Source organism: Thioclava sp. DLFJ4-1 (assembly GCF_002020145.1).
GTDB lineage: Bacteria > Pseudomonadota > Alphaproteobacteria > Rhodobacterales > Rhodobacteraceae > Thioclava > Thioclava sediminum.
Window position 1 is genome coordinate 390,316 of sequence record NZ_MPZT01000001.1, and the last position, 19,055, is coordinate 409,370.

Below are 19,055 nucleotides of genomic sequence, written 5' to 3' on the forward strand. Positions count from 1 at the left end.
TGCGCCGCTTTTGCAGCAGCGCAGCCTTCGATCAAACTTAACGGCGCTTTGAATTTTCGGAATATTCGACCTGCGCGCCGCAGGGTGCCGCTTAAGGCTGCCTTAAGCTTTCCACGCCGCATCGCGCTTCTCGAAAAACGCGGTGATTCCTTCATCCGACTCGGCGGATTCCCAGCGAGTCACCAACGCCTCGATCGTCATGTCGATCACGCTCTCGTCGATCCGCGGCCCCAGCGCGCGGACCAAGGCCTTGGCCTCGCCCACCGCGCCCGGCGCGCAGGCGAGATAGGGCTCGGCCTCGGCCATCACGGCGCGCTCCAGCACCTCGGGCAAAACCACCTTGGCCAGCAATCCCAGATCACGCGCCTCGGCGGCCTCGAAGATCCGCGAGGACATGAAGACGCGGCGCGCCCGGGCCTCGCCCATGCGCGCGACGACATAAGGAGAGATCGTCGCGGGCGTCAGGCCCAGCCGCGTTTCGGTCAGCCCGAATTTCGCGCCCTCGACGCCGATGGCCACGTCGCAGACCGACATCATGCCGATGCCGCCGCCGAAAGCGTTGCCCTGCACCGCGCCGATCACCGGTTTCGGGCAGGTGTTGAGCGCCTGCAGCATTCCCGCCAGCTTGCGCGCCGCCGCCGCGCGCTCTTTCGCGCCCGCCGCGATCTGGCTCTGCATCCATTTCAGATCGCCACCCGCGCAGAAGCTGCGCCCCTCGGCAGCGAGGATCACCACGCGCACGGCGTCATCGGTGCCAAGCTGGCCGATCGCCGCAGTGATCTCCTCCATCATCTGCTCGGAGAGCGCGTTATGTTTCTCCGAACGCGCCAGCGTGAGCCGCGCGATGCCACGCGCATCGGTCTCGGTCTTGATTGTCTCAAACATCGCCCTGCCCTTTCATCTTCTTCGCCATCGCGGCCGCCTCGGCCAGAACGGCCGTATCCAGCCCGGTCTCGTAGCCCAGAGCCCCGAGCCGCGCCTGCACCGCTTCGGTCGCGACATTGCCTGCCGCGCCCGGCGCATAGGGACAGCCGCCCAAACCGCCGACGCAGGCGTCGAATACCCGCAGGCCCATCGCCAGCGAGGCTTCGATATTCTCCAGCGCCCGCCCGGAGGTGTCGTGGAAATGCCCGGCGAGCTTTTCCGCCGGGACCTCACCCAACACCGCGCGCAGCATCGCCGTCACGCTTTCGGGCGTACCCTGCCCGATCGTGTCGCCGAGGCTGATCTCGTAACAGCCCATGTCGCGCAGCTGCGCCGCGACCCGGGCCACGTTCTCCGGCGGCGTTTCCCCGTCAAAGGGGCAATCCGTGACGACAGAGATGTAGCCGCGGACTTTCATATTATCGACTTTCGCAGCCTCCATGATTGGCGCAAACCGCTCCAGGCTTTCACTGATCGAACAATTGAGGTTCGCGCGCGAAAATCCCTCGGAGGCGGAGGCGAAGATCGAAACCTCATCGACCTTGGCCGCTTTCGCCGCCTCGTAGCCTTTCATGTTCGGCGTCAGCGCCGCGTAGGAAATACCGGGGCGGCGCGTGATCCCGGCGAAGACCGCCGCCGAGTCGGCCATTTGCGGCACCCATTTCGGGCTGACGAAAGACCCCACCTCAATCCGGCGGAACCCGGCCCGGCTCAGGCAATCGACCAGCGCGATCTTGTCGGAAAGCGCGATCTGCCGCTTTTCGTTCTGCAGCCCGTCACGCGGGGCCATCTCGAAGATTTCGACAGTCTCAGCCATTGCTTTGCTCCATCGGGGGCAGCTCGTAGAAATCCTGCGCATACATGCTCGCCCCGCCCTTCGCGACCGCACGCTGATAGGCAGGCCGCGCCTCGATCCGGTCGCGATAGGCGGAGATGTTCGGGAAGCCCTCGCGCGGCACGAAGCGGAACATCGCGTCGATATTGAACCCCATCATGCAATCGGCTGCCGAGAACGTCCCGATCAGCCAGTCGCGCCCGACCAGATGCGCCTCGAGCGCCTTCATCGTCACGCCGAGCCGCTTCGTCTCGAGCGCCATCATCGCGGGCGAGCGCGCCTCGGGCGGACGCAGGAAGATATGCTGAATATTGAGGCTTTGCAGGATGTTGCCCTGCGTCTCCGCGAAATGCACCCATTCGAGGAAATCCGCCCGGGTCGGCTCTCCCGTGACCGGGGCCAGCCCTGCCTCGGGCCGGGTCTCGGTCAGGTATTCGACGATCGCGCCGCTCTCGAAGATCGACCGCCCGTCGACCTCCAGCGCCGGGATGCGCCCGGCGGGCGAGAGTTCGCGAAACTCCGGGCTGCGCAGCGAGCCATCGGTGAGCGACCATGTCTGAAGCTCGTACTCGAGTCCCATCTCCTCCAGCAGCCACAGCACCCGCATCGAGCGCGCGCCGGGGATGTGATGCAGTCGGATCATGCCTCGTCCTCCAGCCGAATGAGCGCCGCGCCCGCTTCGACCTGCGCGCCCTCAGTCACCAGAACCTCGGCCACCACACCGTCGCGGGCCGCGCGCATCGTGTGTTCCATCTTCATCGCTTCCATGATGGCAAGCCGGTCGCCCGCCGCCACCGTGTCGCCGGCAGAGACGAAGACCGCCTTCACCAGCCCCGGCATCGGCGCCAGCGTCAGATCGGAGGCGTCGGCATCCGCACCACGCGCCAGCGGGTCGGGAATGTCGAAACGGTGCGCGCCATGCAGGAAGATCGTGATCGCCCCGTCCGACTGCGCCATCCGCGCCCCGGTCTTAGCACCATCCACCCGCCAGCCATCCTCGGCCAGCTGGCACGCATGGGCCTCCTCGCCCAGTTCGACCGTGACATGGCCCAGTCCGTGTACGCGGATCGCGACCTCTTCCTCGAAGGACACGGCCCGGCGCGGCGATTGCCAAAGGCTGAAGCCGCTCGCATCGCCGTCCCAAAGCCCGGCCGCGGCGATCACGGCCAGCGCTTTTGCGGCAACCGGCGTCTCGGTCGGGGCGGCGAGCGCGTCGATCTCGCGCCCGATCAACCCGGTATCGACCTTGCCCTGCGCGAAGCCCTCGTGCCGCGCAAGCCGCGCGAGGAAGGCGAGGTTCGTCACCGTGCCCGCCACTTCCGTCTCTTCCAAGGCGCGCGCAAGTTGCCCCAGCGCGGTCGCCCGCGTCGGCCCATGCGTGATGACCTTGGCGATCATCGGATCGTACCACGGGCTGATCGTGTCGCCCGTGCGCACCCCGGTATCGGCACGGCACCCATCGGCGAAGCGCAGATGCGAGAGCGTCCCGGTCGCGGGCAGGAAGCCCGCGGACACGTCTTCTGCGTAGAGACGCGCCTCGAACGCGTGGCCGGTGATCGTCAGATCGTCCTGCGCACAGGGCAGCGGCTCACCGCTCGCCACCCGCAATTGCCATTCGACCAGATCGACCCCGGTGATCGCCTCGGTCACGGGATGCTCGACCTGCAGGCGGGTGTTCATCTCCATGAACCAGAACCGATCCGGGCGCAGCCCGTCCGATCCGTCCACGATGAACTCCACCGTGCCCGCGCCCTTATAGCCAATGGCCTCGGCGGCGCGCGTCGCCGCCTGCCCCATCGCCTCGCGCATCTCGGGCGTCATGCCCGGCGCGGGGGCCTCCTCGATCACCTTCTGGTGGCGACGCTGGAGCGAACAGTCACGCTCGAACAGATGCACCGCTTCCTCGCCATCGCCGAAGACCTGCACTTCGATATGGCGCGGCGAGCCGATGAATTTCTCGATCAGCACGGCAGGATTGCCGAAGGCGGTCTGCGCCTCTCCTTGCGCCGAGGCCAGCGCATCCGCGAATTCGGACGGTGCCTCGACCAGCCGCATCCCTTTGCCGCCGCCGCCCGCGACCGCCTTGATCAGCACCGGATAGCCGATCGTGTCGGCGGCGCCCGCGAGATGCTCGGGGTCCTGATTGTCGCCGTGATAACCCGGCACGACAGGCACGCCCGCCTTCTCCATCAGCGCCTTGGCCGCATCCTTGAGCCCCATCGCGCGGATCGCCTTCGCCGAGGGGCCGATGAAGACCAGCCCCGCCGCCTCGACGGCATCGACGAAATCGGGGTTCTCCGAGAGGAACCCGTAGCCCGGATGGATCGCCTGCGCGCCGGTCTGTTTGGCGGCCTCGATGATCGCATCACCGCGCAGATAGCTGTCTTTGGGCGCGGGGCCGCCAATGGCCACCGCCTCATCGGCCATCGCCACATGGCGCGCTTCGCTATCGGCCTCGGAATAGACGGCGACGGTCGCCACGCCCAGTTTGCGTGCGGTCTCGATCACGCGGCAGGCGATCTCCCCGCGATTGGCGATCAGGATCTTGGAAAACATGTCGGTCTCCCCTTTGAGAGCGTCGGAGGGGGCGCTGCCCCCGCTCCTGCGGAGCCTCCCGGGATATTTCGGCCAAGTCGAAGATTTGCACTTCCTCTTGGTCCAAATATCCCCGCCGGAGGCATGAAAGTTACATCCGGAACAGGCCGAAGCGGGTCGGCTCGATCGGAGCGTTGAGCGCGGCGGAGAGCGAGAGCGCCAGCACGTCGCGCGATTTGCGCGGATCGATGATGCCGTCATCCCAGAGCCGCGCCGAGGCGTAGAGCGGGTGCGACTGGCGCTCGAACATCTCGATGGTGGGGCGCTTGAACTCGGCCTCTTCTTCCGCCGACCACTGGCCACCCTTGCGCTCGATACCGTCGCGTTTGACGGTGGCGAGCACGCCGGCCGCCTGTTCGCCGCCCATCACGGAGATCCGCGAGTTGGGCCAGGTCCAGAGGAAGCGCGGGGAATAGGCGCGGCCCGCCATGCCGTAATTGCCCGCCCCGAAGGAGCCGCCGACCAGCATCGTGATCTTCGGAACCGAGGTGGTGGCGACGGCGGTGACCATCTTCGCGCCATGGCGCGCGATGCCCTCGTTTTCATATTTGCGGCCCACCATGAAGCCGGTGATGTTTTGCAGGAAGACCAGCGGGATCGAGCGTTGCGAGCACAGTTCGATGAAATGCGCGGCCTTTTGGGCGGCTTCCGAGAACAGCACGCCGTTATTGGCGACGATGCCCACGGGGCAGCCTTTCACATGGGCGAAGCCGGTGACGATCGTCTCGCCGAAGCGCGGTTTGAACTCGTCGAAGCGCGAGCCGTCCACCAGACGCGCGATCACCTCGCGGATGTCATAGGGGGTGCGCAGGTCCGCCGGGACGACGCCGAGGATTTCCTCGGGGTCGTAGGCGGGCTCCTCGGGGGATTGCCAGTTCACCGTCGAAGGTTTCGTGTAGTTGAGATTACCAACCGCGCGGCGCGCCAGCGCCAAAGCATGGGCGTCATCCTCGGCCAGATAATCGGCCACGCCGGAGAGGCGCGTATGCACATCGCCGCCGCCCAAATCCTCGGCGGTGACGACCTCGCCTGTCGCGGCCTTTACCAAAGGCGGGCCTGCGAGGAAGATCGTGCCCTGCTCTTTCACGATGATCGTCACATCGGACATCGCGGGCACATAGGCGCCGCCTGCCGTGCAGGACCCCATCACCACGGCGATCTGGGCGATGCCCTTCGCGGACATCCGGGCCTGATTGTAGAAGATGCGCCCGAAATGGTCGCGATCGGGGAAGACTTCGTCCTGATTGGGCAGGTTCGCACCGCCCGAGTCGACGAGGTAGATGCAGGGGAGATGGTTTTCCTCGGCGATTTCCTGTGCGCGCAGGTGCTTCTTCACCGTCAGCGGGTAATAGGTGCCGCCCTTCACGGTGGCGTCGTTGGCGACCACCATGACCTCTTGGCCCTGCACCCGACCGATCCCGGCGATCACGCCTGCGCAGGGTGCCGCGTTGCCATACATATCATGCGCAGCCGTCGCGCCGATTTCCAGAAACGGCGAGCCGGGATCCAAGAGCCCCGCCACCCGTTCGCGCGGCGCCATCTTGCCGCGCGACAGGTGCCGCTCCAGCGCGGCGGGACCACCGCCAGCCGCTGCCTGTGCAGCCGCGTTTTCGATCTGCGACAGCGCGTCGAGATGCGCCTTGCGATTGGCCTGAAAGTCCTCCGACGAGGTCAGGGCCTGCGATACAAGCTTCATTCCATCCTCCCCAAATCGCGCAGTTCCAGCGCGCGTTGCGCCGTACGCTCGAGGTAGCATTGCGACGCCACGACCGTGCGGATCGTGCCATCCTTCCAAATATCATAGAGCAGCCCGCAATCGGCGTCGCGATACTGCCCCCACGCGCTTTGCGCATCGAGCAGCTTGTTGGCGAGCTTCGTGCCGCCCTGCTCCAGCAGACGGGCGCGCGCCGCCTTATATTGCGACTTCGCGATATCGTCCCAGACCTGCGCCTCGCCTTGCAGGCAAGCCGAAATGCCAAGCGTCGTATCGCCGCCCGGCTGACCCTGACAGGCGGCGGCCGCCTCGCCGATACAGGCGGGATGGGTATCCTTCGCCCCGTCGAAACAGGCGCGTACCGCGTCCGTATCGACGCTCGGCTCCTGCGCCAAGGCGGGCGAGGCACAGATTAGTGCCGCGACGATTGAAAGCCCTTTCATTGGGTATCTCCTTCAAGCTGCTCGGCCCGCGCGATCAGGCGCAGCGCCTGCGCTCCAGTCAGTTGCATTTCGCATTGCGATCCGGCCGGGCCTGCGCCCGAGCCGCCGCCCCAAGTCGACATTTCATAGGTGCAGGACGCATCGCGATAGGCGATCCATGCGCGCTGCATCTCTTTCAGCGCAGGCACCTGCGGCGGCGCGGCGGAACCCAGCTCTTGCAGTTCCGCATCCATCTTGCCGTCCTGCGCGACGACCGTCTGATAGGCTGCATTCAGGCGGCTGTCCCAATCGTCGCGTTCTGCGCCGAAGCAAAAGCCCATGCCCGCATTGCTCGACCCGGCATTGTCTACAGTCATGCAATGTGCAGCCCCAAGCCCGATACAGGCGCTGCGGGCGGGTCCGTTTTTAGCTGCGAGACAGGCCGTGATAACCTGCGGATCATAGGCGACGGGAATGCCTTCGGCGCGCGCGGCAGTGGCCGATAGGCTCAGCATGGCGACACCGATCATCCAAAGCGTCTTCATTGCGTCCCTCCCTTGCCATGAGCGGACAGCGTCTCGGCCCAGTCCTGCAATTCCAGCGCATGTTCGGCGGTCTTGCGCATCAGGCACCGCGCCTCGTCCGCCTCCGCGCCCGCGCCCTGCAGCGCGGCTCCATAGGCGCAGGCGGCGTCACGGTAGCGCGCCCAGGCGGCTTCCGCTTCACCCAGTTGCGCGCCCTGCAATCCCGACGGTGACTTGCCCGCCACGATTTGCGCCGCGTCACTGGCCGCCGCCGCCCGGCGCAAGCTGTCGAGGGCTGTCGCCGCATGGTCGGACCAGAGGGCGCGCTCGGCATCATAGCAGGCGCGGCGACCGGGGACGCTCGCATCGTCACCGATGCAGTTATCCGCCGCTTTGCCGATGCAGGACGCAGGGTCGCCTGCGCTCGACAGGCAGCTCTCCAAAGGGGCCGGATCGAAATCCGCCCCTGCCCCTTGGGCCTGCGCCGCCAGAGGCGCTGCAAGCCCGATCAGGAGGAGAGCGCCCGCTCGCATCAGACGGCTCCCATGATCTCGCGACCGATGAGCATCCGGCGGATTTCTGAGGTGCCCGCGCCGATCTCCATCAGCTTCGCGTCCCGGAACAGGCGCGAGACGTTGGAGTCGTTGAGGAACCCGGCGCCGCCAAGGGCCTGCACCGCCTGATGCGCCTGCACCATCGCCTGCTCGGACGCATAAAGCACGGTGGCAGCCGCATCCTGACGCGTCACCGCGCCACGATCGCAGGCCTTCGCGACCTCGTAGGTATAGGCGCGCGCGGTGTTCATCGCGACATACATATCGGCGATCTTGCCCTGCATGAGCTGGAAATTCCCGATCGGCTGGCCAAACTGTTCGCGCTCCTTGCAATAGGGCACGACCTCGTCGAGGCAGGCCATCATGATGCCGGTGCCGATGCCCGAAAGCACCACGCGCTCGTAATCGAGGCCCGACATCAGGACGCGCACGCCGCGCCCCTCTTCGCCCAGCACGTTCTCGAAGGGCACTTCGCAATCCTCGAAGAACAGCTGCGCCGTGTTCGAGCCGCGCATGCCGAGCTTGTCGAAATGCTTGGAGGTGGTGAAGCCCTTGAAATCCTTCTCGACGATGAAGGCGGTGATGCCTTTGGAGCCCGCTTCCGGGTCGGTCTTGGCATAGACCACGAGCGTATCGGCATCGGGGCCGTTGGTGATCCAGTATTTATGGCCGTTCAGGACGTAGTAGCCGTTGCGCTTCTCGGCCTTGAGCTTCATGCCCACCACATCCGAGCCTGCGCCGGATTCCGACATCGCGAGCGCGCCGACGGACTCGCCCGAGATCAGCCCGGGCAGGTATTTCTTCTTCTGCGCGTCAGAACCGTTCAGCTTGATCTGGTTCACGCAGAGGTTGGAATGCGCGCCGTAGCTGAGCGCGATCGAGGCCGAAGCCCGCGCGATTTCCTCGGTGGCCACGACATGAGCGAGATAGCCCATCCCGGCCCCGCCATATTCTTCCGACACGGTGATCCCGAGCAGGCCAAGCTCGCCCATCTCGGTCCAAAGCTCGTTCGGAAACTCATTATCCAGATCGGTTTTGGCCGCGATCGGGGCCACACGCTCGGACGCCCAACGGCGCACCATATCGCGCAGTGCGGCGATATCCTCGCCCAGATCGAACTCCATCGAACCTGCGAACATCGGATCTCCTCCCCCGGTTTATTGAACGCACGTTCATTTATGCGCAATTGCCGAGTCGGGTCAAGGCCCGTGGGCTGGGACGCGGGCAAAGGACGCAGCGGCACGAGCCACTGGCACAGGGGCTGGTCACTTGCAGTGATTGCCGCCACAAAGAGACCTGAGAGCTTGGAAACCAACGGGAGCGCAGATGGGCCAGCCACGTCATATCGTGATCGGAGCGGGGATCGTCGGCACGATGACCGCATGGGCGCTGGCTCGCCGCGGGTTGCCGGTGACGGTGATCGACCGCCTGCCCGGTCCGGCTGAGCTGTGCTCGCGCGCGAATGCCGGGATCGTCTCGATCGGCCATGCGAGCGCCTGGGCGGGGCCGGATGCCTTGCCGCAACTGCTGCGCGCGATGGCGGGGCGCAATCCCGGCGTGAAGCTGACCGCGCCCTTCGATCCAGCGCTGTGGCGCTGGGGCACGACCTTCCTGCGCAACTGCACCGGGGCCGCGCAGGCGCGCAATACCGCGCGGATGATGCGGCTGGCCGAGACCGCCCGTGCCGCCCTGCCCGACATGGCGCAGGAGTTGGGGCTGGACGCGCTGATCCGCTTTGAAGGCGGGCTCTACCTGCACAATTCCACCGCCGAGATCGACGCGCATGACGACGGGCGGCTGACGCGGATCGACCCGGACTGGCTGGCCGAAAACGATCCGCTCTTGGCAGAGGCGGGTTTTGCGGGCGGGTTCCTCTCGCCGATGGATGCCGCGGGCAATTGCCACGAGGTGACCCGCGCCGCCGCCAAGGCCCTTACCGCCAAACACGGCGTGCAGTTTCGCTACAACAGCGCGGTGACCGGCTTCACCCAGGCTCATGGCAAGATCACCGGGGTCAACCTCGCCGACGAGACGCTGCCTGCGGCGCAGGTGATCCTCGCCGCCGGGATCGAGACGCCCGATCTGGCGCGTCCTCTGGGCTTTGCGCCGGATATCTACCCGGTGAAGGGCTATTCGGGGACGTGGGAAGTCCGAGACCCGAGCCGCCTGCCCCGCCACCCCTATATCGACGAGGCCGCGATGCTGGCCGTGGCCTCTTATGGCGGCGCGCTGCGGGTGACCGCGATCGCCGAATTCGCCGGACGCGACCGGACGCTGCGCGAGGATCGCACCAAGGTGCTGACCGATTACGTCGCCGCGCGTTTCGGCGATGCGGTGAGCGATGCGCCGCCCGTGCTGTGGACCGGGCTGCGGCCCTCGACCCCGCATGGCCCGCCCTTCCTTGGCCGGGTGAAAGCTTACGACAATCTGTGGGTCAATGCGGGCCACGGTCAGCTGGGCTGGACGCTCTCGGCGGGCTGCGGTGCGCTTCTGGCCGATGCGATCACCGGTGCCGCCAACGGGCCGCGCGAGGTGTCGGCCCCGGCGCGCTGGCTGGCGCCTCTGTGACGCCCGAGACAATGAAGGAGACGACATGAGCCCGAAGATCATCCCCTATGACATCGCCGAGAAGCTGGACTGGCCCGGCGCGATAGCTGCACTGCGCGCAGGCCATACGCGCCCGAAGGCGGAGCTGGGCGATACGTTTCTCGGGCCCTCTGACGCGGTCCTGCTGAGCCGTGCGGCCTATATTCCGGCGCTCGGCTACGGGGTGAAATCCTTCACCGTGTGCGACGGCAATGCGCAGGCGGGGCTGCCGACGGTGCAAGGCGCGATGGTGGTGTTCGAGCCCGAGCATGGCCAGCCCACTGCGATCGTCGATTGCCCGCTGGTGACGGAGTTCAAGACCGCCGCCGATTCCGTTCTGGGCGCGCAGCTTCTCGCGCGCCCCGACAGCCACCGACTGCTGATCGTGGGGGGCGGCCGGGTCGCGCGCTCGCTGATCGCGGCCTATGCGGCGGGCTTCCCGGGGCTGACGGAGATCACGCTCTGGACGCGCCGCCCCGAACAGGCGCAGGAACTGGCGGCTGGCCCCGCCCCCGAGGGCATCAGCCTGCGCGCGGTGACCGATCTGGCCGAAGCGGTGGCAGAGGCCGATATCGTCAGCAGCGCCACGATGGCGCGCGCGCCGATCCTGCAGGGTGCATGGGTAAAGCCCGGCACCCATGTCGATCTGATCGGAGCCTATAAGGCCGATATGCGCGAGGCAGACGATGCGCTGATCTCGACGGCGAGCCTCTTCGTCGACAGCCGCGACACCACGCTGGGTCATATCGGCGAGTTGCTGATCCCGATCCGCGAAGGGGTGATCACACCCGAGGCGGTAAAGGCCGATCTCTACGATCTTATCGGCGGCGCGCGCGGGCGGGAAAGCGCCGAGGAGATCACGCTTTACAAGAATGGCGGTGGCGCGCATCTCGACCTGATGATCGCCGACTGGATCTCGCGCGCGGGCTGAGTATCAGCACGCCACCTCTTCAGGCCTCGGCCTCTTCGCGCAGGATGCGCGCGATCTGGGCGGCGTCATCCGTCGAGAAAGTCAGCGGCAGGCGCAGATCCAGCAGCGTCGCCAGCACCGCATCGGTGCGCGGCAGGTTCTGCGCCTCGGCATAACGCCAGCTGTCATGGCGCGAGGTGAAGCCCGCGGGCTCATCCGCGCCGAACCATTTCAGCTCGACCCCGCGGGCCGCAGCCCGGGCGACGAAGTCCAGCATCTCGGGGGCGGAGCGCCCCGGCAGGCGAAACTGGAAAGACGAGCCGACATAGCTCTCGGCCTCGGGGCGCTCGATCAGCGCGATGCCCTCTGCCCCGGCAAGCCCGGCTTCGACCTCACGGTAGAGCGCATTCCAGCGCGCCACCCGATCCGCCAGCGTCGACAGTTGCGGACGCAGGATCGCGGCGCGCAGATGGTCCATCCGGCCCGAGACATTGGGCGTGTCGTATTTCAGCCCCTCGAACACCTCAGGGCCCGGCGCGGCCCGGTGCCGCTCATAAAGCATGTAGCTGCCCGACAGCAGGATCATCCGCGCCGCCAGCTCGGCATCGTCGGTCACGATCAGCCCGCCCTCGCCCGAATTCATGTGCTTGTAGGTCTGGGTCGAATAACACCCGATCGCGCCGTGCCGCCCCGAGTGAACCCCGGCCCATGTCGCCCCCATCGTATGGGCGCAATCCTCGATCACCGTTAGATCATGGTCGCGCGCGATCTCCATCAGCGCATCCATGTCGCAGATATGGCCGCGCATATGCGACAGCATCAGCACCCGCGCCTGCGGGGCTTTCGCCGCCAGATCGTCAAGGTCGATGGTCAGCTGGTCGGTAACCTCAACCAGCACGGGCTTGCCACCGACCGCCGCGATCGCGCCGGGCACGGGGGCGAGCGTGAAGGCATTGGTCAGCACCGGATCGCCCGGCCCCACGCCCACGGCGCGCAGCGCGCAGCCCAAGGCATAGCCGCCCGAGGCCACCGCAAGACAATAGGGCGCGCCGGTCAATCCGGCGAATTCCTCCTCCAGCAGCGCCACCTCGCCCGGCTCTCCGGGCAGGGTGTTGTAGCGATGAAGGCGACCCGAGCGCATCACCTCGACGGCGCGCTCGATCGCGTCTTCGGGGATCGGCTCCTGCTGGGTGAAGTTGCCTTTGAAGACCTCGGACATCGCTCAGACCTTTCTTGCGCGGATGAACAGCGCCAATGCCACCAGCAGGATCACGGAAGCCACGTAAAAGGCCATATCCGGCGTGCGGATCGGAGCGTTCTCGGCGAGGAATATCCCGAAGACTTGGGTGAAGAACAAGGTGCCCGCCAGCATTGCGAGGTTCATCAGCGCGGATATGCCACCCTGCAGCGCGCCCTGCGCATCCTCGGGCACCGCATTGGACATCAGCGAGGCGATCATCGGATGCACCAGCCCCTCGATCCCGGTGATCAAGAGGACGATCAGGACCATTGCAAGCGAGGTCGACAGACCCAGTGCGATGGTCATGCCGATCCCGACAATCAGCCCGATCACCACCACCCGCGCCTCGCCCAGACGGGATGCGAGCGGACCGGCCAGCCCGCCCTGAAAGATCGCCGCGACGACCCCGTAGCCTGCAAGCGTCAGCCCCACCGTCCCCTCGGACCAGCCGAATTTCGCCATCCCCCAATAGGGCCAGATCGCGGGATAGACGGCGGAGGCGAACAGATAGACGCCAAGGGCGGTGCCCATTGGCAGCACGCCCGGATAGCGCGCGAAGACTTTCAACGTGCCCAGCGGGTTGCAGGCGCGCCAGTTCACCGGACGACGCAGGCCCTGCGGCAGGCTTTCGGGCAGCACGATCAGCCCGTAGATCAGGTTCAGCCCCGATAGCGCGGCGGCCACGAAGAAGGGAATACGCGGGCCAAGCTCGCCCAGAAACCCGCCAAGCGCGGGCCCTGCGATAAAGCCGAAGCCGAAGGCCGCGCCGATCAGACCGAAGGCGCGGGCACGCTCGGCCGGTGGGGTGATGTCGGCGAGATAGGCGTTCGCGATGACGTAGGATGCGCCGCAGATGCCCGCGACGATCCGGCCCACGAGGAGCCAGAGCAGCGTCGGCGCGAAGGCGTGAAAGAGGTAATCGACGCCCAGACCGCCGATCGCGAGCAGCAAAAGCGGGCGGCGTCCGAACCGATCCGAGAGGTTGCCCATCAGCGGCGCGAACAGGAACTGCGCGAGACTGAAGGCCGCGAACATCCAGCCGCCGATCCGGCTCGCCTGCGCCAGATCGACATGGCCGACATCCGCGATCAGGGACGGCAGCACCGGGATGATCAACCCGAACCCCACCATGTCGAGAAACACCGCGATCAGAACGAAGGCGGTGGCGTGAAAGCGCGATGGACCGATGGGGGCTGCGGTCATGGCCGTCGGCGGCCGCGTCTGAGGGGTGGTTTGGGGCGGCACAGCCCCGCCGAGGCGCTCACCCGAGCATCCGCGCGGCCAGCGCGGGCAGATCGTCGAAATGATCGAGCAGCGCCTCTGGGGCGAGCCGTTCGATGCCGCGCCCCTCTGGTCCGAAAGTCACCAGAACACAGGGGACGCCGACCGCGCGGGCGGTCTCGCGATCGGTATTGGTGTCGCCCACCAGCAGCGAGGCTTCCAGCTTGCCACCTGCCCGCTCGACCGCCGCGAGATAGGGATCGGGCGAAGGTTTGCGCAGCGGCAGCGTATCGGCGCCGATCAGCGCGTCGAAAAGCGCGGTGATCCCGAGCCGGTCGATCAGATCACGCGCGAGACCTTCGGGCTTGTTGGTGCAGACGGCCGTCGCAAAACCCTGATCGCGCAGCGTTTTCACTGCCGACTCCGCGCCGGGATAAAGCTGCGTATGGCGGTCGATATTCTCGCCGTAATGCGCAAGCAGCGGGTGATAATCGGCCTCGACCAGCTCGGCGACCTCCGCCTCCGGCAGCCCCAGCCGCCCATAGCCGGCCTTGAGCATCGCACGGCCACCATGGAAGGCGGTCAGCGCGTCCCCCGCCGGATCGAGAAGCGGCGCATGGCCGCGCGCCGTAAAGCAGGAATTTGCCGCTGCGATCAGGTCGGCGGAGGTATCCGCCAAAGTCCCGTCGAGGTCGAAAACCACTGTGCGCATTGCCTTTTGCTCCTTCCGTAACACCGCGAAAGGAAGCGTGAAGACGCACCACTTGCGGCAAGCAAGCCAATGGTTAAAACGGGGCCGAGCAGAAGAAAAGGTTTCTAATGGCGATTGCATTGATCACCCTCGCGGCGGGACAGGGCACCCGCATGAAATCCGACTTGCCGAAGGTGCTGCATCAGGTGGGCCGCGCGCCGCTGGTGGCGCATGCGCTGGCTGCCGGACGTGCCCTCGAACCCGAGACCGTGATCGTGGTCGCGGGCCACGGTGCCGACAAGGTGAAGAAAGCCGTCGCGAAGGTCGATCCCGAGGCGCAGATCGTGCTGCAGGAAGAACAGCTCGGCACCGGCCACGCCGTGGCGCAGGCCCTGCCCGCGCTCGACGGGTTCGACGGCCGTGTGATCGTGCTTTACGGCGACACCCCCTTCATCCGGCCAGAGACGCTGGAGCGGCTGGCGTCGTCCGATGCGGCGGTGACCGTGCTCGGCTTCGAGGCGGCCGATCCGGGCCGCTATGGGCGCTTGGTGGCGCAGGGCGACACGCTGGATCGGATCGTGGAATTCAAGGATGCCACGGATGAAGAACGCGGCATAACCCTTTGCAACTCGGGCGTTATCGCCTGTGACGCGGTGCTTCTGACCGAACTCGTCGCGGGGCTGTCGAACGAGAACGCGTCGCAGGAGTACTACCTCACCGATATCGTCGAAGCCGCGCGCAAGAAGGGCCTGACCGCGCAGGTCGTGACCTGTGATGAGGCCGAAACGCTGGGCATCAACACCCGCGCCGAACTTGCCCGCGCCGAGGCCCTCTTCCAGGAACGGATGCGCGCCGAGGCGATGGAAAACGGCGTGACCATGGTGGAGCCCACCAGCGTCTGGTTCGCGCTCGACACCTATATCAGCCGCGATGTCGTGCTGGGCCCGAATGTCGTGTTCGGCCCCGACGTGACCATCGAATCCGGTGCGGTGATCGAGGCCTTCTGCCATCTCGAAGGCTGCCACATCTCGCGCGGCGCCACGATCGGCCCCTTCGCCCGTCTGCGCCCCGGCGCGGAACTCGCCGAGGACGTGCATATCGGCAATTTCGTCGAGGTGAAGAACGCGATCCTCGCCGAGGGTGTGAAAGTCGGCCATCTGACCTACCTGGGCGATGCCGATATCGGGGAGCATACGAATATCGGCGCGGGCACGGTGACCTGCAATTACGACGGAGTGATGAAGCATCGCACCACCATCGGTGCGAATGCCTTCATCGGCTCCGATACGATGCTGGTGGCCCCGGTGACGGTGGGCGACGGTGCGCTGACGGGCTCGGGATCGGTGATCTCGAAAGACGTCCCTGCCGAGGCGATCGCGATCGAACGCTCCGAGCAGGTGAACCGTCCGGGCCTCGCTACGAAGCTATTTGCGAAACTGCGCGCGGAGAAAGCGCGTCGCATGAAGAAAGATTGATAAATGTGCGGAATTATTGGCGTTTTGGGGAAGCACGAGGTTTCCCCCTGGCTCGTTGAGAGCCTCAAGCGATTGGAATATCGCGGCTATGACAGTGCCGGGATCGCGACGGTAAACGCAGGCAAGCTGGACCGCCGCCGGGCGGTTGGCAAGCTGTGGAACCTGTCCGATCTGCTGGTGCATGAGCCCCTCCCGGGCAAGTCTGGCATCGGCCACACCCGCTGGGCGACCCATGGGGCTGCCACTCAAGGCAATGCGCACCCCCATCGCTCGGGGCCCGTCGCGGTCGTGCATAACGGCATCATCGAGAATTTCCGCGAGCTGCGCGCCGAGCTGGCCGAGGCCGGGATTACCCCGGAGACGCAGACGGATACCGAAACCGTCGCGCTGCTGACGCGGATGTTCATGGATCGCGGTATGGATGCGCGCGAGGCCGCCGTGGCGACGCTTGGCAAGCTCGAAGGCGCATTCGCGCTGCTGTGGCTCTTCGACGGCGAGGACGATCTGCTGATCGCGGCGCGTAAGGGCTCGCCGCTCGCGATCGGGCATGGCGATGGCGAGATGTTCGTGGGGTCGGACGCGATTGCGCTCGCGCCGATGACCGACCGGATCACCTATCTCGAAGAGGGCGATTACGCCTTCGTCACCCGCGCAGGCGCCGAGATTTTCGACGCCGAGGGTCGCCGTGCGAACCGCGACGAAAGCCGCATCGATCTGGGTCAGGCGCAAGTCGAAAAGGGCGGCTACAAGCATTTCATGGCGAAGGAAATCGCCGAGCAGCCCGTCGTGCTGGCTGACGCTTTGCGACATTATCTGCCCGAAACCGGGTTGAATCTGCCGGAAGACTTGGACTTTTCCAACATTGACCGGATTGTCCTGATCGCCTGCGGCACGGCGCATTACGCCTGCGCGGTGGCGAAATACTGGTTCGAGGAATTCGCTCGCATCCCGGTCGAGATCGACGTGGCCTCTGAATTCCGCTACCGCGAGCCGCCCCTGTCCGAGCGCAGCCTCGCCGTCTTCGTCAGCCAATCCGGCGAGACTGCCGATACGCTGGCCGCGCTGCGCTATTGCTCCGAGCGCGTTGCGAAGACCGTGGCCGTGGTCAACGTGCCCACCTCATCCATCGCGCGCGAGGCAGACATCATGCTGCCCATCTTCGCGGGCGTCGAGGTCGGCGTGGCCTCGACCAAGGCGTTCACCGCGCAGCTGCTGGTTCTGGCCGTCATGGCGCTGAAAGCGGGCCGTGATCGGGACGTCACCGACGGGCCCACGCTTAGCGCCCATGCCGATACGTTGCGCGCCCTGCCCGGCCTGCTCAATCAGGCCCTGTCGATCTCCGAGCCGATCGCGCATCTGGCCGAGCAACTCGCCGAGGCGCAGGACATCCTCTTCCTTGGACGCGGCGCGATGTATCCGCTGGCACTGGAAGGGGCGCTGAAGCTCAAGGAAATCAGCTATATCCATGCCGAAGGTTATGCCTCGGGCGAGCTGAAACACGGGCCGATCGCGCTGATCGATCGCACCGTGCCGGTGATCGTTATGGCGCCTTATGACAAGCTCTTCGACAAGACCGTCTCGAACATGCAGGAGGTGATGGCGCGCCACGGGATGGTGCTGCTGGTCTCCGATGCCAAGGGCATCAGCGCGGCGCAGGACGGCACTTGGGGCACGCTGCAAATGCCTGATATTGCGGAACCTTTCGCGCCGATCCTTTATGCGGTTCCGGCGCAGCTGCTGGCCTATCACACGGCGGTCGCGAAAGGCACCGACGTGGACCAGCCGCGCAACCTCGCCAAATCGGTGACGGTCGAATGAGCCGCAAGCGGGGCAAGAAGCGCGTCGCGCGGCCGCGCGCGGCGGATTACGCGCCACTCGACCCGGCGGAAGACGCGAGACTGCGCGCCGAGGCCGAGGCCTATGCGGCCTCGGATGCGGAGTACGAGGCCTTCGCCGAGGAAGAGGACGCCGACGCGCCGCTCGGGCCCCCGCCCACGCTGGAAGACGCGCTTTTCGCACTGGAAAGCTGGGCGGATGCCGAGAAAGCCGCCGAAATGGCTGCCTATCACAAGGCGGAGCGGCGCTATCTGGGCGTTTCCGTTCCTGCGATCGAGGACATGGTCGCGCTGTGGCGTGGCCAGCTCGACGTGCCGGGACGCGTTGAGTTGGCGCGTGGGCTTTGGGACAGCGACATTCACGAGGCGCGGATCGCGGCGGCCAAGCTGCTGACGCAGGCGCGGCTGCGCCCTGACGGTGCCGCATGGGAATTGATCGCGAGCTGGGTGCCGCAATTCGACGCCTGGGCGATTGCCGATCACGCCGCCAAGGCGGGCTCGAAACGGCTTCAGGCCGAGCCCGCGCGGCTTGACGAGGTGGCGGACTGGGTGCGCTCGGATCACATGTGGACGCGGCGCGCGGCCTTCGTCTTCACCCTGCCCTGGACCAAGCAGCGCAATCCCAAGCCCGAGGACGAGGCGGTGCGTGACGAGGTTCTGGGCTGGGCCACGCAACTGGCCGAGGATCGCGACTGGTTCATCCAGAAAGCGATCGCGTGGTGGCTGCGCGAGCTGAGCAAGAAAGACCCGGCCCGCGTGCAGGCCTGGCTGGCCGAGCATGGCGAAAGGCTGAAGCCTTTCGCCCGCAAGGAAGCCAGTAAATATTTATGAATACAGGAACTTGTCGTAGTCGCTGACGAGCAGGTGACGCGGCGCTTCGTCTTCCTCGATCTCGGAGAACCGCCCGATATCTTCGCGGAAGATATTGTCGGTGTTGTCGTCGTTGACGGTCGAGACCTCGCCGATCAGAACGTCGCCGCCCTCGCCCCAGAAGGCATGCCAGTCACCGGGCCGCAGGGTCACGCTCTCGCCTGGGCGCAGGATCAGCACCTCGCCGGGCTCGTAATTGCGCGGGACGCCGTCGCACATCACCTGCCCGCCTGCGGTCTCGTCGAATTTGCCATCCGCGTCAGAGCCATAGAGCTCGATCGCGAGGTCTGCGCCGCCGCGATTGATGATGTCCTCGGCCTTGATGATATGTGTATGCATCGGGCTGATCTGGTCCTTGCGCGAGATCAGGAGCTTCTCGGCATAGGCCATGCCGTGGCCCGCCTGAAGATCGCGCAGATCGCCGTTGCGCAGGGTGAAGAGAAACAGACCCAGCTTGTCGAAATCGCCCTGCCCGTAATCGGTGATATCCCAGCCCATCGCGGCTTCCACGATGCGCTGTGCCTGCGGCAGGCGCGCCTTGAACTCGGCCGGGCTCCACCATGCGAAGGGCGGCAGGCGGAAGCCGAATTCCTGGATCATTTCCTCGGCCGCGGCCATGATTTCGTTCACGCGCGAGCGTTTCATCTGTCTCTCCGTTT

18 protein-coding genes are annotated in these 19,055 nt (G+C 66.1%); 5 read left to right on the forward strand and 13 right to left on the reverse strand.

The genetic code is table 11. From position 1 onward, the window contains the following. Positions 1–102: 102 nt before the first annotated feature. The 9 genes from BMI85_RS01845 to BMI85_RS01885 form a co-directional block, all read right to left on the reverse strand. Positions 103–885, reverse strand: coding sequence for a crotonase/enoyl-CoA hydratase family protein (locus BMI85_RS01845; protein ID WP_078599304.1), 783 nt, complete (start codon positions 883–885; stop codon positions 103–105). Continuing rightward, complete coding sequence (locus BMI85_RS01850) at positions 878–1,741, reverse strand: hydroxymethylglutaryl-CoA lyase (protein WP_078599305.1); 864 nt, start codon at positions 1,739–1,741, stop codon at positions 878–880. Before BMI85_RS01850 ends, BMI85_RS01845 begins: the two co-directional genes overlap by 8 nt. Beyond that, entirely contained in the window at positions 1,734–2,402 is a 669-nt protein-coding gene (locus tag BMI85_RS01855) for a glutathione S-transferase family protein (protein WP_078599306.1), read from the reverse strand. Before BMI85_RS01855 ends, BMI85_RS01850 begins: the two co-directional genes overlap by 8 nt. After that, a complete protein-coding gene (locus BMI85_RS01860; protein ID WP_078599307.1) occupies positions 2,399–4,315 on the reverse strand; it encodes an acetyl/propionyl/methylcrotonyl-CoA carboxylase subunit alpha in 1,917 nt (638 codons plus the stop codon). The genes BMI85_RS01855 and BMI85_RS01860 overlap by 4 nt, the downstream gene beginning before the upstream one ends. Positions 4,316–4,445: 130 nt before the next feature. Next, entirely contained in the window at positions 4,446–6,050 is a 1,605-nt protein-coding gene (locus BMI85_RS01865) for a carboxyl transferase domain-containing protein (RefSeq protein WP_078599308.1), read from the reverse strand. After that, entirely contained in the window at positions 6,047–6,511 is a 465-nt protein-coding gene (locus BMI85_RS01870; RefSeq protein ID WP_078599309.1) for a lysozyme inhibitor LprI family protein, read from the reverse strand. The genes BMI85_RS01865 and BMI85_RS01870 overlap by 4 nt, the downstream gene beginning before the upstream one ends. Next, positions 6,508–7,035 (reverse strand): lysozyme inhibitor LprI family protein, encoded by a 528-nt coding sequence (locus tag BMI85_RS01875; protein ID WP_078570245.1) that lies wholly within the window; start codon positions 7,033–7,035, stop codon positions 6,508–6,510. The genes BMI85_RS01870 and BMI85_RS01875 overlap by 4 nt, the downstream gene beginning before the upstream one ends. Next, positions 7,032–7,547 (reverse strand): lysozyme inhibitor LprI family protein, encoded by a 516-nt coding sequence (locus BMI85_RS01880; protein WP_078599310.1) that lies wholly within the window; start codon positions 7,545–7,547, stop codon positions 7,032–7,034. Before BMI85_RS01880 ends, BMI85_RS01875 begins: the two co-directional genes overlap by 4 nt. Continuing rightward, a complete protein-coding gene (locus BMI85_RS01885) occupies positions 7,547–8,707 on the reverse strand; it encodes an isovaleryl-CoA dehydrogenase (RefSeq protein ID WP_078599311.1) in 1,161 nt (386 codons plus the stop codon). Before BMI85_RS01885 ends, BMI85_RS01880 begins: the two co-directional genes overlap by 1 nt. 187 nt (positions 8,708–8,894) lie before the next feature. On the opposite strand from BMI85_RS01885, the gene BMI85_RS01890 reads away from it, so the two are divergent. Both BMI85_RS01890 and BMI85_RS01895 read left to right on the forward strand, forming a co-directional pair. Then, a complete protein-coding gene (locus BMI85_RS01890) occupies positions 8,895–10,136 on the forward strand; it encodes an FAD-dependent oxidoreductase (RefSeq protein WP_078599312.1) in 1,242 nt (413 codons plus the stop codon). A 25-nt stretch (positions 10,137–10,161) separates the two neighbouring features. Then, positions 10,162–11,085: an ornithine cyclodeaminase gene (locus BMI85_RS01895; RefSeq protein WP_078599313.1), complete on the forward strand. Its 924-nt coding sequence runs from the start codon at positions 10,162–10,164 to the stop codon at positions 11,083–11,085. Positions 11,086–11,104: 19 nt separating this feature from the next. On the opposite strand, the gene BMI85_RS01900 is transcribed toward BMI85_RS01895, so the two are convergent. The 3 genes from BMI85_RS01900 to BMI85_RS01910 are packed head-to-tail and all read right to left on the reverse strand — an operon-like array spanning position 11,105 to position 14,237. Further along, positions 11,105–12,283, reverse strand: a complete 1,179-nt coding sequence (locus BMI85_RS01900) for an aminotransferase class I/II-fold pyridoxal phosphate-dependent enzyme (RefSeq protein ID WP_078599314.1) — start codon at positions 12,281–12,283, stop codon at positions 11,105–11,107. A gap of 3 nt (positions 12,284–12,286) precedes the next feature. Further along, positions 12,287–13,507 (reverse strand): TCR/Tet family MFS transporter, encoded by a 1,221-nt coding sequence (locus BMI85_RS01905; RefSeq protein ID WP_078599315.1) that lies wholly within the window; start codon positions 13,505–13,507, stop codon positions 12,287–12,289. Positions 13,508–13,565: 58 nt separating this feature from the next. Continuing rightward, positions 13,566–14,237, reverse strand: a complete 672-nt coding sequence (locus BMI85_RS01910; protein WP_078599316.1) for an HAD-IA family hydrolase — start codon at positions 14,235–14,237, stop codon at positions 13,566–13,568. A gap of 107 nt (positions 14,238–14,344) precedes the next feature. Between BMI85_RS01910 and glmU the strand changes: the two genes are divergently transcribed. From glmU to BMI85_RS01925, 3 genes are read left to right on the forward strand one after another with little or no spacing between them, the layout of a single operon-like run. Further along, the gene (gene glmU, locus BMI85_RS01915) at positions 14,345–15,691 is read left to right on the forward strand and encodes a bifunctional UDP-N-acetylglucosamine diphosphorylase/glucosamine-1-phosphate N-acetyltransferase GlmU (protein ID WP_078599317.1); all 1,347 of its coding nucleotides are present in this window, start codon (positions 14,345–14,347) and stop codon (positions 15,689–15,691) included. Positions 15,692–15,694: 3 nt separating this feature from the next. After that, positions 15,695–17,509: a glutamine--fructose-6-phosphate transaminase (isomerizing) gene (gene glmS, locus BMI85_RS01920; protein WP_078599318.1), complete on the forward strand. Its 1,815-nt coding sequence runs from the start codon at positions 15,695–15,697 to the stop codon at positions 17,507–17,509. Further along, the gene (locus tag BMI85_RS01925) at positions 17,506–18,357 is read left to right on the forward strand and encodes a DNA alkylation repair protein (RefSeq protein WP_078599319.1); all 852 of its coding nucleotides are present in this window, start codon (positions 17,506–17,508) and stop codon (positions 18,355–18,357) included. The genes glmS and BMI85_RS01925 overlap by 4 nt, the downstream gene beginning before the upstream one ends. Here BMI85_RS01925 and BMI85_RS01930 read toward each other — a convergent pair. Further along, positions 18,352–19,041: a D-lyxose/D-mannose family sugar isomerase gene (locus BMI85_RS01930; protein ID WP_078599320.1), complete on the reverse strand. Its 690-nt coding sequence runs from the start codon at positions 19,039–19,041 to the stop codon at positions 18,352–18,354. The two genes, BMI85_RS01925 and BMI85_RS01930, sit on opposite strands and share 6 nt — an antisense overlap. Positions 19,042–19,055 lie beyond the last annotated feature (14 nt).